Raw genomic sequence first — 15,777 nt, 5'->3', positions numbered from 1 at the left:
TAATTATTTTGAACTGTATGTTCTAAAATAACCGCATTCGTTGATGATTTCTTGATAGTATTTGGTTTTAGAATAATTGTTTTTTAAATTTTTAAAACCTTGCCAAGCAATAAAATTGGTTTGGTCATCCTGAATGTCCCAAGTGGATAAATTAAGTGAGTAGTATTTTTTGTTGTAAAAATCATTGCGTTCACATTTGGCAATCATATATTGACATTTGGCTTTTTGCTCGTTGTTTTTTGTTGCCAAAAATGCTTTTTCGTAATAGACTTTTGCCAAAGAACAATTGGTAATCATGTCCCGAATAGGGTCTCTAAAAAAATCTGGTGTTGAGCCTTCTCCTGCAATATTACCTTCATAAAATAAACGGCCGTTACCAAAATGGGTGATGTTGTAAAAAGCATTTCCAAGCAAAAGATTGTTGTTATACAGATCGACTTGTTTGGCTGCATTATCTTGCATTTTTTGTATAATGGTCAAGAAATCAAGTATTGTATATTTCTTTTTTTGAGGAGCCTGGTGATCGCAATCATGGCAATCTTTGATGTTCCCCAAAAATGGATTTCCATAAAAAACTGTTTTTTCCAATCCTTCGGCTTGTTTCATAAACGCAATAGCTTCTGGAATTTTATTTTGAAAAGTAGCTTTGACTCCCTGAAAATAATTTATGTCAGCTAGTTTTATTTCATAAATGGATGATCCAATTTTTTCTAATTCTGTTTTGTTTTCTTTGGATAAAAAAGCCTTCATGGCGAGCAGCTGTTTTTCATTGTCATAAAAACCAGATTCGTGATTGAAAATTTCGGTCATCACGGTATTTTTTTGGGAACGGTAAAGTGCTGCCAAATAGTTTTTGCTCCATGCTGTAGCATTTTCATAACGAAAATTCTCGATCGGATTTTTAGGCAATTCGAAATACAACCAAGACAAATCAGCTAAAATCGTTCTTTCGTTTTCTGGATTCAACTGGTCTATTTTACTGAGGTTATTGACAAATCTTAATAAACGAACCTGATTAATAGCCAAAGGTGTTTTTGGCATTTTGCTTTCGGCTTTGTCGAAATCCTTATCGGCTTGTTTGAAATTTCCGTTTAAGGTTTCCAGATAACCCGCTGCCACATTCCATAAATAAGGCTTTGCAGTTTTATCGGATTGTGCAATTTTGATAACCAAATCGATTGTCGATTTATGAATACTGTCTTTGGTTCTTTTTTTGTTTTCAAGAACCGTTTTGTCTTTAAAAGATTGGTCTATTTTATTTTCCTGATTATTAATTAATCGGGTCAATAAATAATCTAGGTGTTGATTTTGAGGTTGCAATTTATAGATTTCGGCTATGGCTTTTTCTTCGTCATTGTAATAGCCTTGTATGGCCCAAAGTGCTGCTTTTTCATCATTGTTCTTTGCCAGAGACAAGGATTGTTTCCAGTCTTTCTCTTCTTGCGGATGAAAGCAGTAGGCTGAAACTACTCGCAAAGTTGGGCATTTGTCAAAAACCTGACTGTAAAGAAAATTGGATTTGGCATAATGATTTTGTCTGTACTCAATTCCGGCCAGATACGCCAATGCTCTGTAATACAAAGTGTTTTTGGGTGCTGATTTTTCTGTCTGGTTAAAGAAAGTAACGCCATTTTCTTGTTGATTGCTGTAAAAATCGGCTTTTATTACCAGAAACCAATACCTGTTTTTTAGGAAAGGATCTTTGGTTTCGTTGTATTTTTTTTCCAAAGATTTGATCCAATTAGTATCGGTTAAAAGCTGAGGCTTTGTTGTTTCGTCATAATTCCAAGAATCGAATTGTTGCGTAGAATAGGTTTCAACAGCTTGTGCTTCATTCAAAAACAATAGGAAATCTTTTATTTTGGAGTCACTTAATTTGATTTTTTTGTTCCATTTTTCAGAAAATTTATTTGCTTTTCCATTTTTGTAATAGGCCACTAAACTAGAAACATCGGCGCTACTTGAATCGGTTAAGAAAAAAGTTAAATCCTTCTTGTTTATTTTTGATTCCAGAAAAACAGACCAATCTTCTATTATTTCATTATTGAATCGAGTGATATGTTCAGTATCGAAACCAATTCCATAAAAAACATCTGTAGATAAGAAAAGAGGCGAGTAGGATTTGTCTACAAATGTTTCTGGCGTAAAGTTAGAATCGAATGACCAACCCCAATCTCCATCCGCACAGGCATAGATAGTTCCGTAAACTAAAAGAGTAAGCGCGCTAAAAGCAATTAATAATTTTTTTAAAAAGGCCTTCTTCATAATTTTTTAAATTGAATTCGTCTAAATCGTAAAAGATAATTTCCTTTGGATTTTGAGTTGTATTTTTTTCAAGATCGCTTGCCATTTCAAGCAAATCATCTTTTGATATGGTTTCTATTTTTAATTGGTCATTTTCTTTATAAAAAATACCATCTTGAAAGTTGGAAGTCTTAACAGAAAACCAATTCTTTTTTGTAAGAACAAAACTACTGTTATTTTTTAAATTTTCAACATCAATTTTGTTTCTAAGTCCAATTATTTTTCCGTCTCTCATTTGGATGCCCCAGGAATATATGGGCAATGCAATGTCTATGGGCAATGGATAATGTTGCAGGCTGGATAAATAACGGTTGGCAATGTTGCGATCGTATATCGAGTTTAAAGAATCGGGAGCGATTTTACCCATATTATAATACATAAGGACACCTCGATCTACGTTGGGAATTTTTGTTTTTTTAAAATATTTTATCTGATGAAGGCGAATGGTTGCCGAGAGTTTTTTGTTTGAAATCTTTTTGAAGGCTTCTATAAAATGCAGGTAATTGTCTTTGCTTGCCAGAGTCCAATCACAATCGATCTGAATTTCCCGAATGCTAATATTGTTTTTTGAGTTGATTTGCTGAATGAAACTGTTTGTTTTTTGAGCTAAATCCAACACGTTTAATTTTTTGTCGAGCATCACTTTGTTTTTGATATACACGACAGGAATAATTTCAAAATCAGTACTTGTTTCCTCAAAACGAATTGGAGTTCTGGGATAAGGCATTTGGGTTTGATTATTTAAATCAACATCAAAATACCGAATATAAAGTCGCTGGACTTGGTATGTTGCCAAGGTGTTTTTTTCTTTTGGCGAAAGCCTGAAAATGGTTTTCCAGTAATAAAAAGAAATTGTGGGTTGTTCCTGTTGAGAACAGGAAATAAAAAGAAAAAACAAACTAATGAAAAAGACTGTTTTTCTAAATGATTTTGAATATTTCATGCTAAAATAAAAAACTACTCTTTTCTGTTTTTAGCACGATAATAGGTCCAATAGGCAATTCCTACCAGCAAAACAAAAGGAATAAAAGAGCCAATAAGCACACCTATTTGATATCCTTCGTTGGGAGCATTTTTAATTTTTTCTTCGATGTTAACATTCTGAAGCAGTAGAAAGTAATGAGTCATTTTTTATTTAATTAAAGCGTTTCTAGTAAATTGGGATAAGACAAGTTTGCCTGAAATTGCAGCTCTTTCTTTTAATAATTTGTCCCAATGTGAGGTTCCTTCCCAAAATACTTTTTTCATTTCAAAAAGGGCTTCCGGATTATAACTGGATAGTTTTTTTGCAAAGGCAGTTACTTCTAAATCCAATTCTTCTTGCGTTTCCAACACTTTGGCATACAATCCTTTTTGGTGGGCCCAAGCCGCTGTTTTCCATTCGTGTGCCCCTAATGTCATTTCAGACATTGCCATTTTTCCAATTTTTCTGCTCACAGCGGGTTCAATCACAAATGGCCCAATTCCTATAGCCAATTCAGATAATTTGACGGCACTTTCAGTAGTTGCAAAAGCATAATCGCAAGCAGATGCAATCCCTACGCCACCTCCTACCGCTTTTCCGTGAATACGTCCCACTATTATTTTTTTGCAGTTGCGCATCGCATTAATCAGATTGGCAAAACCTGAAAAAAAACGTGTACCTTCTTCTAATGTACTTACTGCAAGTAACTCATCAAAGGAAGCGCCGGCACAAAATGCACCATTGCCCTCGCTCTTTAAAACAATTACTGAAATCTCTGGATTGTCACTCAAAAAAGTAATTTCATTGGTCAATCGATCCAACAAAACTCTCGGGAAAGAGTTACTGGCCGGATGACCAAACTGTACCGTAGCAATTTTGTTATCTATGGTTGTTAAGAGTGTTCCGTTTTTATCGGGTGTGAGCATAAGACGTATTTTGATGTAAAGTTAAAAAAGTAACTGCAGCAATTAATTATTTTTTTGGATTTAAAACAATTGTCATTTTGAAATTTGCATATTCCTATAATTATATGTTATATTTGCGGCACAATTGGGGGATTAGCTCATTTGGCTAGAGCGCTTGCCTGGCAGGCAAGAGGTGGTCGGTTCGAATCCGATATTCTCCACCAGTAAAATCAAGCCTTACAGAAATGTAAGGCTTTTTTATTTTATCTAAGTGCTCTTTTAGAGTGTACTTTTCTAAAAAAAAACACTGTCAAAATATTCTTTAAACGAACTAAATTAATGATACCAACCTCCATTTAATTTTAAAATTGTATCGTCTTTATTCATTTTTAAACTTCCATATTCTTTTATATTTAAGAAAACTTTATCTCCAAAATTGGTTATTCCAAGAACTTCATTAAAGTCAGCATTTCTATGCAACAAAACGATATCATTAGAATTTAATTCTGAAACAGGAATTCTAAAACAACTTTGGTCTATAGTATTACCAATTACTATTTTTATTTGAACATAATTCCCACATATGGGACATTTCCAATTTGTATTGACATCTAAAAAATCTTTATAATCATTGCAATCATTGCAATAATATTCTTCTGAAATATGCGGAACTGATTTTGCCATACTTTATAATTTGTTTTAAACAGTTTGTCAAAAACTGTAATTTTAAACAAATCTAACTATTAAAAAAAGGACTACAAACTCTAGCACATTTAAATCACATCTAAAATAAAGAAGTTGCCTAAATTTATTTTTTAAAAATATTATCTTGTGCCAAAATATGTTAATTATGGAAAAATGTCTTATCTGTAATCAAAATGATGCAAACCAAACAGGTTCGCACATAGTACCACACTTTTTAGTGAAGCGGATTTACAATGAGGAAGGAGAATCAAAAAGAGATAAAGAGCTTGGATTTGCAATTGATGAAAATGATTCAAAGATGTTTTTCGGAAGAGCCATTCTCCCTGAAAAACTTGAAGACATTTATGGACCTGTTGATGAACAATTGTTAGAACAAAATAATATCGATGGTATTGTGGATAATTTTTTCTGCGATACCTGTGAAAAAAAACTAGCAATTATTGAAAGCGAATATTCAAAATCTTTAAAAATAATTTCCCCTCCAAACACATCCTATCAAACTAATAAAATTTCATTTTTAGGATTCATATTTTGGACATCAGTAATTTGGAGAATATCAATAATGCCAAATAGCGGATTTAAACTAAAAGATAAAGATGAAAAGAAATTACAAAGAATTCTTAGTAAATATCTAAATATAGATATTAATTCCATTGTAATTGATGTAGAGGACTCAGACTTATTAGATATCGGTTATAAAATCCTAAGAGCTCCAAATTTTTCAGATACATTTCCAACTTTTCAATACGGACATCCTTTTTCGGAAAGACCATATTTCCTAGTCATAGATGAATACATTATTTACTTATACTTCAAAAAAAGCCACTTGAAAGGAATGATTAATGATTTTTTTGGCTCCTATCCACTACAGGAGATGAGTAAATTTAATACTCCATTTCAAATTGAAGAAATTTATAGTGTCGATTTTAACGATTATAAAGCAATTATTGATAAAATGGTCAAATTCTTTGCTGAGAAAAAAATTTCAAAATTAGTTTCAAAATTGGATTTACTCCATCAAAGATTGCTTCCAAATCAAGGCAGGAAAATGGACTTGAGATTAAAAGAAAAAATATTAAAAAATATTGCAAACAGTGATGTAAAACCTGGAAAGAGAAATCTTGAAAATGAACTAAAAATAATGCAAGAAACCATTATGGAATTTTACCAAGTTAAAGAGTAAATAATTTAAATATCCTATGATAATTTTAACCATTTCATATCAAAGGTATCCTCCATAGTTTAATTCCGTACATTGTGATAGTTGCATTATTATAAATACTCTTGTTTAGATAGACGATATTTAGAATCTATCTATTGCAACGTATTTAACAACTTGTTTTACGAACTCGTTTATAGCTCCCCCATTACTTAGGCTTTCCACTACCTTGCTAATATTTGCAGCAGTGCTAGCAGATGATGAAATAATTTTTCCAAATTTTGCTAATTTACTTTGGGCTTTAGATTTGTCATTTGATTTTAAAGCTTCAAGTATTTCATTAAGTAAAGTATTTATTTCTGGTAAGTCAAGAATGTTTATTGTTTCATTAAAAACTTTTAAATCCTCGGTCTTTATTGTGTCTATATTGAGTAAATTCCTTGAAATACTCACATCAAATAATTCATCTCCCCATGATTCAGTATTCTCAGGGAATTGTTCACTAGAAACTTTTTTAAAAGAGCATTTTATCCCAAACAACTGTCTTTCATGAATATGTAGAATTATGGCGCACCTATGATGATTTTTATTATACAAAATCTGAATTTGACCAGGAGGTCTTGTTGTTACTTGCCCGACCAAATTTACTGGTATATATGGATTATCCTTGAATTTAATTATATCAGGAATAAAATTCTCTGGAGGTAAAATTCCTATTACAGTTCCTTCAGGGATACCATAATCATCATGAAATATTATAGCATTTTCTTCAATTAGTGTTTTTGTTTCACGTCCTGGTTTTCGTTTGAGAACATTAACATCCCCAAATATTATAAACGGAAAATATTCTTCTACCTTTTTGACTTCTTTTACTGTCTTATCTGTTTCAAATGTCCATTGAAAATTTTCAGACAGAGCTTGAAATATATTTACATTTCCATCTTCCTCAATTTTTTGAATTACCAATAATTTTGTAATCATATATAGCAACATTTAGTTTTGAAACTCGATTGAAATCGGCTTTCCCAAATATATTAAATAATACTTACAAGTTTTTTATTAATTTCTTTGTAAGGGTCTCACTATTCGCTAAAATACCCAAACCCAATTCTATTAATCTCTTTTACAACCTGAACTTTATCTATATAATTGTTTAACGTTACCTTTGCCGACCTTTGATATCCCAATGACTCAATAAAACCAGTTTTAGTATGCAATTTTGTTAAGAATGTTTTTCGCAAATGCTTAATACTAAAATCATCGGAGAGTCCCGCTTTCTTTCTGAAAAAAGTAAACGAATGACTTATCTGAGTTTTAAGAGTTTTTCTAGAAATATCATAATCATCGGCTATCAGATATTTATCAGAACCTAAATATTTCTTGTATTCCAGTCTATTCAATAAATTTTCTAACTCAATTGAGGTTGGAATCATAACTTTTTTAGGAGCCTTGGTGTTATTCCAATTATGGGCTCTTTCAAATTTTAAATCTGTTCCAACTAAATGTTGAACATTGCCATCATAATCTAAAACAATATCAGAATACTTTAAAACCATAGTTTCTTCAATCCTCATACCTGTATAGGCAACCAGCTCTATCGCATCTCTGGTATAAGGTCTGTACTCATTTTTTCTACGTCCATCAGGGTAAATAGTTATAGAATCTTTGTTTGATATTGCATCCAATAGTTTTTTAAAATCGTCATCCTTAATGCTAGTTGGGTTCATGCTTTCATATTTCAATTTTATTTTTCCAAAATAATTTGGAACATTGAAGCCTTTATGGTTAATTAAAAAATTATTGAAATTCTTTAATGCCTTAGTATTATGATTATGAGTAGATGCCATCTTGCAGGTCTCATCTAAATAATCATAGTATTTACCAACGATAACATCATTCAAATCATAGATTTTAAATTTGTTGAGGTCGAACTTATTATCTTCTAAAAACTTACTAAATCTTACCAGATATTGAAGTGTCGTTTTAATATATCCATTTGTACGAGGTCTCTTTTGATGATTTGGGACATCAACATTTTCAAGCCAATCCCCAAACATCATTATACAATCCTTCAGCAGCTCGATTTTAACCTCAACTTTTTGGGGCTTAGAAATGAACTGAATTGGATTTGCTAATTCCTCTTTAAAATCAAGCAATTCTCTAATTGCATCATCATAATCCAATGACTTTAAATCCCTCGTTTTGCGGACTCCATTTGCTTTAAATACGGCTTTATACTTTTGGCGGTCTAATGGATGAATACAGCCTTTATATGTGGTTTGTGATACTTCTATATGTCTGCCACACTTCTTACACACGATGTGCAAACCTGCGAATTTTTTATATTTCAATATTTTCATAGTTTATAATTTAGATTTAATGCGAGTGTACTTTATTTAAGTGACCCGCCAAATAATTTTTTGGATAATTTCCCTTTTGGGACGTAACACGTTTTTTCAACTTTCTTTGATTGGGGTGAATCCAATAGTTTGTGCAATTCATTTCTATTGTAAGCATGGTAATAATCCTCCCAATTATCACCATGCTTTAATTTTAAATCCTTTATCAATGGCATATCAAATGCTAAATCAAAATCGTATTGATACGCAAATTCTCCTGATGAATCCTTGTGTATTTTTAAGAAATTTTCTTTGCACCATTTTTTTGCAGTTCGAATGTCTTTTTTATTTATTTGCTTAGATATTTCATTCAAATAAATTCTAGGTAAAGCAAAAAACATTATTGAATTATTTTATTTTCTTCGTTGAAATAAAACCAACCTCCTTTTTTTAAAGAATTTTGTAGAGTATCTATACATCCTAAGAATAAGTATTCAGAAATTGTAAACATACATTCTAACAATTCATCTTCAGTTGTTGCCCAAATACTATTAATATTACCTTCAGAATCTTGAACATAAATTATATAGTCAAGATTAAGTCCTAATGCAACCATAAAGAAATCAGATAGAGACCCTTCTGTATGAGAATCCCAAATTATTGGTTCATGCTTTTGTGTTGCATCAGTTATTTCTAAAATTTTTGATTTTGGTGAAATTGAATTTATTAATGTATAATGTCTTTCATCATTCTGCCAAAACAAATCCACCTTAACTAGTAATTTCAAGAATTCTGTATTAGACAAGCAATCTAATTTATACTCTAATTCATCGATATCAACTTTCCATTTTGATTGTAAAGCATAACCACCTTCAATCAAATCATCCGTTATTCTAATTCTCCAATTTATCGGCTTAAAATCCAAAATAACTCCATTAAGGGAATCACAAATCATACTAAATTCATTCTCTTTTAATTCTTCTAATTTTCTCATATTTTTATTTTTTTAAAGTTTTTATTTTATTTTCAGGAAATTCTCTTATCAATAAATCTTGAGGTATTTCCAATTTTTTATCAATCTGTTTAAAGAAAAATGGGACACCTTTCTTTTTGCAATCTTCTCGAAGTAATCTGCCCCAATCCGTATCAAAAGGTCTCTTCCTTGGTCCGCTTTCACCTCCATTTATTACCCAATCAACCAAATCCAACAATACTATTTCAGTCTCATCATCAACTTTAGCCATCAAATCAATTTTCTCCAATTGCGGTTCAACCGAAAGAAATCTTTGACCATTCACTTTTGAGAGTTGAACTATTAATTTGTTTGCTGTCTCTTGGTCTACAGGTGAAGTTCCGAACATTACATTCTTTGGAGGACTTTCTTTCCAACTATCTGGAATGTATTTATTGATGTTTGAAGGTCTTTTGGTCAACAACAAGAACATTAGATTCGGAGAATTGGGAACTACTTCATTGAAGAATTTGTCTCTTAATTGTCCCGTATTCCAGAATTCGTTTTCTCCTTCTAAAAGAGGTTTTCCATAAGTATCAACCAATGACTTTGGTTTTTCGAAAATATCCATCATCGAACCAACAAAGACTCTATGGACTTCATTTTGCTTTTCTGCCTCTTTTTGAAATTTTTTTAATTCAGACCAGACATTTTTAATCATTCTTCTTGGATTATCAATGCCCCACACTTCCTTACCATATCGTTTTGCTAGTAACTCAGCGAAGCAATTAGTACATCCATTATGTACACCAACGCAGCCCCACCACAAATTGGCAGTATGATTACACCATTCTATTTTGCTATTTTCAGCCATAATTTTAATTTTTAAATTGTTTATTATCATTTGATTTTAGACATATGAAGTCCTATACCCATTTTTGGGTAGATTATTATTTCTATAAAATTGTTTTAGGATTTCTTTTCGGAAATGAAAAGAAAGATTTTATTATTCTAGATAGAATAACTAGAGGATTAGCTTATTAGAAATACCGAATCCTATTTATTCGTTTGCTATGCCACGGATTTTAAATATTTTCCACCTCGACCTTGTTGCATCTTTGAATTGTAATTTACTTTGAGTAATTCATCAAATTGGTTTTTTGTTAAGGCCCCCATTCCAGATGATATCTCGTGATGCAAGTTTGATTCAGCATATAATGCAAACAGTTTTTCGCCCTTCCCTTTGTTTGATTCGGATGTCTCTTTAATTTTAGCATATTCGTTTCCTGTTAGGACTAATAGTTTAGCATACGAGCCATTTAAACTTGGAATCACTACACTAATTATTTGTAAATCATTTTCTGTTGTTGACATTGAATTTTTCATAGTTTTTAAATTTTAATGTTACGGTTAGGACAGTTCTCTTCCTGTCCATTAGTTAATAGATTTTTTTTGATTTAATAAATTGTTTGTTTTTTTGCTTTCTCGAATCGGAAAGACTTTTTTGTTTTTCTGCAGAACCTGTTTTTTTCGTTTCTTTTACTTCATATTTTTAATTTTTAAATGTTAGCTAATTTTTAAGCATGAGTATCCCCTTCGGTTATTGCACCGAATTGTCAATTATGGAATATTAGTACGATTTTTTGACTCAGTTGTTCAGCTTTACAACATCGTCTTGTTTTTTAAAACATCCTTAGTCTGAAAGAATGTTAAATGGCTTGCAAGTGAATCCTATCGATAGATTACTCCGTAAAGGTACGTAATTGTAGGGAATTATCAAAATTTCACTATTTTCAAGCAAAATTTTAAGTAGGATTATACATCTAAAAACAACAAGTAAATTAACTTATGTCATAAATTTCTACATAAGTTAATCTACTTAGCAATTTGTCGCTGATAATCAACAAGTTAACTGCCATAAAACAGGTTGTGTTAATAATTTGTTAATTTTTTATATTAGTCTAAATTGATAGCATTTTTCTTTGTATTAGTACCTTTTTCACTTTAATTATAGTAGCACTAGAGGCACCTGTAATTTCTGTAATCTCTCTTACGGTTAATCCTTTTTGTAATTTCTTTTGAATCGTCTGGTGGCGTTGTAATAGTTTTTCATCTGATTGGGCACTCCCAAATTTCCGTCCTGTAAATTTACCCATAGCCTTGGCAATTGCTATTCCTTCAGCAGTTCTGGTTTTGATTCGATTACGTTCCATTTCTCCAATACTTGCCATTACACTAATTACTAGCTTTGCCATTGGATTTTCCTGACCATCATCTAATAAGGTAGTGAAACCCTCTTTTAGGGATTTTAAGCTTATTCCATTTTTAGTAAAAGTCTCAATGGTGTGGAGAATATCTAGCAAGTTTCTCCCTAAACGGTCAACTGAATCTACCACGACAGTACAATTTTCTGAAGCGTCTGTTATTTCATCAAACATTCGATTTGCTTCTGGTCTTTCAAAGAAAGGAACACTACCCTGAATTTTTTCAATGAATACTTTTTTAGCATCGTAGCCAATATGAGATTTGAAGTTTTCTAGTTGGCGACTTGAATTTTGTTGTGCGGTTGAGATTCTGGAATAGAAGTAATACATAGATTTAATTTTTATCTGTTTTTGTTTTAAAATAAGGCTCTAAATTATTTTAAAACATTTGGTTGTGTTTTTAAGGGTTTGCGAGTTTTAAGTTGTTTCATTTAATGTTATAGGCTAAATCTAAGGCGAACAAGCTAAAAAAAGGGTTGGTCTATTTCCCTTCAATAAAATCTATCACAGGAACCAACATATCACAGAAAGCTCCCTCAACGATTTTAACGACTTCTCGTTTCTTATTGATAAATGTTATTGTATAGTCATCAACCCATCTAAGTTGAACTTTAACCCAACCTTTATGAGTAAGTCCATTTACTTGAAAAGCAACTCCACCCTGAAATTCTTTACTTTCTGAAATCGCTGCGAAGTTGGTTGCTCCCCATGCCCATAATGCAGAACGGTCCGCATATTTGATTTGCTCTATAATTGTTCTGGCTATCTCCATTGTATTTGTTTCTGTGCTCATTTTTCTGATTGTTTGTTGTACACTGCGAGTGTACAAGGAAATTTGTTCCTGCGCCAGGGATTATTAAAATATTTTGATTTTTTTTCACGTCTTAAGCCCCGTGTATACTGAGAATGTTAAAAATAATAAAATGCGGCTCTTCTTTTTCTAGTCTTTTTTGACATGGGGTAATATTTATCTAAAACAGATAAATATTATGAAACAAACCCAAACCAACCAAGATGGACTTAATGTCTTATCACTATTCGATGGAATAAGCTGTGCCAAACTAGCACTTGAAAAATCAGGAATTAAAATCAATAAATATTACAGTAGCGAAATTTGTCCTCATGCTTTAGCAATTCAGGATTATCATTATTCAGGTGATACAAATTTTATTCAATTAGGTGATGTTTGCAAGATTGACGGTATCGACTTAAGAAATGAAATTGACCTCGTAGTTTTTGGAAGTCCCTGCACTAACCTCAGCAGTATTAACCCTGTGGACCGAAGAGGACTTGAAGGAACTGAATCAAGATTGTTTTATGAAGCCAAAAGAATCCTCCGAGATATCTATGTATTTGCACCAACTAATAAAAAGCTCTATTTCCTAATGGAGAATGTTGCTAGTATGACCTCAAAGGACCGAGACATAATTACTAATGAGCTCTCAAAAATATTTCATGATGTAAAATTAGTGAAGATAAATTCAGCAGATATTGCTCCTGCCAATAGAAGAAGACTTTACTGGACCAACATTCCTAATGTTGGAGTTCCTGAACCTAAAAAATTCAATTACCAAGATATTGTAGTCAATGGATATGTTGACAAGGAAAAGGCAAATGTGTTATTAGGAAGCAATTGTACTCTAACCAATGGGATTTTTAGATACTACAAGATGAATATTGGAAACCTTATATATAAGGACAAAAAGTTTGCAGACCAACCAACCGAACAAAAATTGCTTGAATACCCATTTATACTTCACAAATCAGGATACATTGGGAAATCTCGTTTAGGCTTTGACGAATATGATTTTCCAAACGGATGCTATCGTTTACCAAGCGTATTAGAATCCGAAAGGCTTATGACAATTCCTGACGGTTATGTTTCAAACGTACCTAATGTATCCAAAACCAATAAATTAAAAAGCATTGGATTGGCAATGACAGTTGATGTGATTGCTCATTTGGTGACACCATTAAAAAAAATCTAAAAAAAATAACGTTTCAGATGATTTCCCTATTGACTATTCCAATAGAAAGAAGTATCGTTGATAATATTGCTTTAACAGGCAATTACTGGGTCCAGATAGAGTAAGCTCCTATCTGGGTTCTGCCCCAGTGAAAAAGAAGCAGAATCCAACAATAACATAAAAGCAGAATAATTATGAAACCATGCAACAAAATCAATCTCTATTATCAAATTTATATTTTTTTGATAATAACTTCCAATTACATGATAACTTTACTTATGAATCACTACTAGGGAAATTTCATTCATCTAATCAATCAACTTACCTACTCATTAATGATGTTTTAGATAATACTTTTCTAAAAGATAAAGAAGTACTAGATTTATCAAGGGTTACAGCCTATAATGATGACAATATTACTACTGATATTTCTGCTCAATTATCGCTATTTGTAATCAATAATAATAGAATAAAGATACCTAGTAAAGTAGAATATGTAATCCGAAAATATGTATCAAGAAAACTATTAAAGGAGATTCATAAGGATGTTGAGGTAGCCATTGAATTGTGTTTATTGTTTTGTACCCAATTAAATTCCACTTATTTCGATATCAAAAATGGAAGCCAACCTAATGGATGGAAATCACTTCGAGCCGAATATCTACGAGACTTTTTAAGTCTGAATCCTTTGACCTATAAAAAAGTAATAACAGCACTAGAAGAACCTTTGAAAAAAGGGGCTATACTTGAATGTGACCATATCAGCATCATAGGTGAAAAGAATCATTTCTATCGCTTAACACCGCCTTATTTAGGTAAAGGAATAGTAAGTTATGACTTAAAAACAAAAGAAGCTATAGCTCTTCTAAACAAGCATTACTACAGAGTTTTAGGAGAAGCCAAAAAGAACCCAATCTGTGAGAACCTTATCAGATTCTATCAGGATATTAGTCTTCCAACTATGGACCAAATTAAAAAAGAAGCTGATAGGTTAATTGCTTTAGGATACGTGACAAAGAAAGACAAGAAACTAACAAAACTAAATAAACATGCTAGGTCATACTATAAAAATCATAAAGAACTCTCTTTTATGGAGGATGCTATCGAGATATTTGAATATTTAACCGATAATGGATTATTGATTCCTACGGTTGGTGGTGAGGCTAGTGGTGGTCGTGTAGTAGATTCATTTACACTTATGCCAAGTTGGATTAGAAATCTGGTTTTAATAAACGGTCAGGCTCATATAGAAAGTGATTATAGCTGTCTACACCCAAATATAGCTATTGCATTGTACGATGGGTCCACATCTAATTTAACTCATAGTGACTTAGGCTCAGAGCTGAATATCGAAGTAAAGATGGTAAAAAACGAACACTTGTCTTTTTTTAACAAGCAGTTTTGGCAAATGAAACAATCTCCACTTTACTCATATTATCAACAAAATGAGCCGAGAATGCTTCAAAATGTTATTGCCGAAAAATATAGCAGTCAGTATAAACACAAGATTACTTCCCGTAGATTATTTGCAAAAGAAGTTGAGGTAATGACAGCTGTTATTCAGCAACTCAATAAAGAAGGTATTTTCGTTGGATATGTCTATGATGCTTTGTTTTTTCATCCAGATTATGCAAAGAGAGTAAAAGAGGTTATGGATACCATAATTCAGCAATATGCAATTAAGACCATAGCCAAATTGTCCAATGATGAAAAACAGAATCCCGCTACGGAAACCCTATCATAAAGTCTTGTTGATTCGAGATATTTTTAATCCAAAAGCCAACTATGTTATTCAGAGCCATATTTGGGGTTCTGCCTAAATCAAAAATAAGGGGGGCAGGGAGGCTCCTCCCCCCGTTGTTTATACAATTTTTTAATTTCAAGTTAACCGTTACCTTCCTACTAATAGGCGATTTTTCGGATATCGATATATACACCCATCGATATTCAAAAAAAAATATCATGCAAAAATTTGGTTCCATTTTTAGACTTAATCGATTGTTTATCCGTACCCATTGGTCAAAGACGCTCCTGCGACTGCTTATTCAATTATTTCATAATTACTATTAAAACCCAAATATAATCGATATGTTGTGTGAGTGCAAAGCCTCATTTAGGAGGATAATTTATTTTTATATTGGTGTTTGGGTCAATTGCAAGATATTTATCATTAAAAGAAAGATATGAAACTAAAACTAACAGCAAAACAAATGCTTAT

16 protein-coding genes and 1 tRNA gene are annotated in these 15,777 nt (G+C 31.9%); 4 read left to right on the top strand and 13 right to left on the bottom strand.

Annotated features, from left to right (window positions below; all coding sequences use genetic code 11):
* Window positions 1-3 precede the first annotated feature (3 nt).
* Genes OLM57_RS05875 through OLM57_RS05860 form a run of 4 tightly spaced genes read right to left on the bottom strand, consistent with a single transcriptional unit; the run spans window position 4 to window position 4,194 of the window.
* Window positions 4-2,265, bottom strand: a complete 2,262-nt coding sequence (locus tag OLM57_RS05875; RefSeq protein ID WP_264566305.1) for a hypothetical protein — start codon at window positions 2,263-2,265, stop codon at window positions 4-6.
* Window positions 2,225-3,247 carry a hypothetical protein gene (locus tag OLM57_RS05870; protein WP_264566304.1) on the bottom strand — a complete coding sequence of 341 codons (1,023 nt, stop codon included), beginning with the start codon at window positions 3,245-3,247 and terminating at the stop codon, window positions 2,225-2,227. The genes OLM57_RS05875 and OLM57_RS05870 overlap by 41 nt, the downstream gene beginning before the upstream one ends.
* Window positions 3,248-3,261: 14 nt before the next feature.
* A complete protein-coding gene (locus tag OLM57_RS05865) occupies window positions 3,262-3,432 on the bottom strand; it encodes a hypothetical protein (RefSeq protein WP_264566303.1) in 171 nt (56 codons plus the stop codon).
* Between the two features lie 3 nt (window positions 3,433-3,435).
* Window positions 3,436-4,194 (bottom strand): enoyl-CoA hydratase/isomerase family protein, encoded by a 759-nt coding sequence (locus tag OLM57_RS05860; protein ID WP_264566302.1) that lies wholly within the window; start codon window positions 4,192-4,194, stop codon window positions 3,436-3,438.
* A 126-nt stretch (window positions 4,195-4,320) separates the two neighbouring features.
* On the opposite strand from OLM57_RS05860, the gene OLM57_RS05855 reads away from it, so the two are divergent.
* A tRNA-Ala gene (locus tag OLM57_RS05855) sits at window positions 4,321-4,397 on the top strand.
* A gap of 112 nt (window positions 4,398-4,509) precedes the next feature.
* On the opposite strand, the gene OLM57_RS05850 is transcribed toward OLM57_RS05855, so the two are convergent.
* Window positions 4,510-4,857, bottom strand: coding sequence for a hypothetical protein (locus tag OLM57_RS05850; protein ID WP_264566301.1), 348 nt, complete (start codon window positions 4,855-4,857; stop codon window positions 4,510-4,512).
* A 166-nt stretch (window positions 4,858-5,023) separates the two neighbouring features.
* On the opposite strand from OLM57_RS05850, the gene OLM57_RS05845 reads away from it, so the two are divergent.
* Window positions 5,024-6,061, top strand: coding sequence for a hypothetical protein (locus tag OLM57_RS05845; protein ID WP_264566300.1), 1,038 nt, complete (start codon window positions 5,024-5,026; stop codon window positions 6,059-6,061).
* Between the two features lie 120 nt (window positions 6,062-6,181).
* Here OLM57_RS05845 and OLM57_RS05840 read toward each other — a convergent pair whose 3' ends face one another.
* The 8 genes from OLM57_RS05840 to OLM57_RS05805 all read right to left on the bottom strand — a co-directional run bounded on the left by OLM57_RS05840 (window position 6,182) and on the right by OLM57_RS05805 (window position 12,385).
* Complete coding sequence (locus tag OLM57_RS05840; protein WP_264566299.1) at window positions 6,182-7,018, bottom strand: hypothetical protein; 837 nt, start codon at window positions 7,016-7,018, stop codon at window positions 6,182-6,184.
* 101 nt (window positions 7,019-7,119) lie between these two features.
* A complete protein-coding gene (locus OLM57_RS05835) occupies window positions 7,120-8,397 on the bottom strand; it encodes a tyrosine-type recombinase/integrase (RefSeq protein WP_264566298.1) in 1,278 nt (425 codons plus the stop codon).
* Between the two features lie 32 nt (window positions 8,398-8,429).
* Entirely contained in the window at window positions 8,430-8,777 is a 348-nt protein-coding gene (locus OLM57_RS05830) for a hypothetical protein (RefSeq protein ID WP_264566297.1), read from the bottom strand.
* Window positions 8,777-9,370, bottom strand: a complete 594-nt coding sequence (locus OLM57_RS05825; RefSeq protein WP_264566296.1) for a hypothetical protein — start codon at window positions 9,368-9,370, stop codon at window positions 8,777-8,779. The genes OLM57_RS05830 and OLM57_RS05825 overlap by 1 nt, the downstream gene beginning before the upstream one ends.
* 4 nt (window positions 9,371-9,374) lie before the next feature.
* Window positions 9,375-10,202: a phage Gp37/Gp68 family protein gene (locus tag OLM57_RS05820; RefSeq protein WP_264566295.1), complete on the bottom strand. Its 828-nt coding sequence runs from the start codon at window positions 10,200-10,202 to the stop codon at window positions 9,375-9,377.
* A gap of 197 nt (window positions 10,203-10,399) precedes the next feature.
* Window positions 10,400-10,714, bottom strand: a complete 315-nt coding sequence (locus OLM57_RS05815; RefSeq protein WP_264566294.1) for a hypothetical protein — start codon at window positions 10,712-10,714, stop codon at window positions 10,400-10,402.
* 575 nt (window positions 10,715-11,289) lie between these two features.
* Window positions 11,290-11,922, bottom strand: a complete 633-nt coding sequence (locus OLM57_RS05810; RefSeq protein ID WP_264566293.1) for a recombinase family protein — start codon at window positions 11,920-11,922, stop codon at window positions 11,290-11,292.
* A 151-nt stretch (window positions 11,923-12,073) separates the two neighbouring features.
* Window positions 12,074-12,385 carry a hypothetical protein gene (locus OLM57_RS05805; RefSeq protein ID WP_264566292.1) on the bottom strand — a complete coding sequence of 104 codons (312 nt, stop codon included), beginning with the start codon at window positions 12,383-12,385 and terminating at the stop codon, window positions 12,074-12,076.
* A 196-nt stretch (window positions 12,386-12,581) separates the two neighbouring features.
* On the opposite strand from OLM57_RS05805, the gene OLM57_RS05800 reads away from it, so the two are divergent.
* The gene (locus OLM57_RS05800) at window positions 12,582-13,580 is read left to right on the top strand and encodes a DNA cytosine methyltransferase (protein WP_264566291.1); all 999 of its coding nucleotides are present in this window, start codon (window positions 12,582-12,584) and stop codon (window positions 13,578-13,580) included.
* Between the two features lie 181 nt (window positions 13,581-13,761).
* Window positions 13,762-15,303, top strand: coding sequence for a hypothetical protein (locus OLM57_RS05795; protein ID WP_264566290.1), 1,542 nt, complete (start codon window positions 13,762-13,764; stop codon window positions 15,301-15,303).
* Window positions 15,304-15,777 lie beyond the last annotated feature (474 nt).

It is taken from the genome of Flavobacterium sp. N3904 (assembly GCF_025947305.1).
Taxonomy (GTDB): domain Bacteria; phylum Bacteroidota; class Bacteroidia; order Flavobacteriales; family Flavobacteriaceae; genus Flavobacterium.
This window is presented reverse-complemented; position numbering and strand designations above follow the sequence as displayed.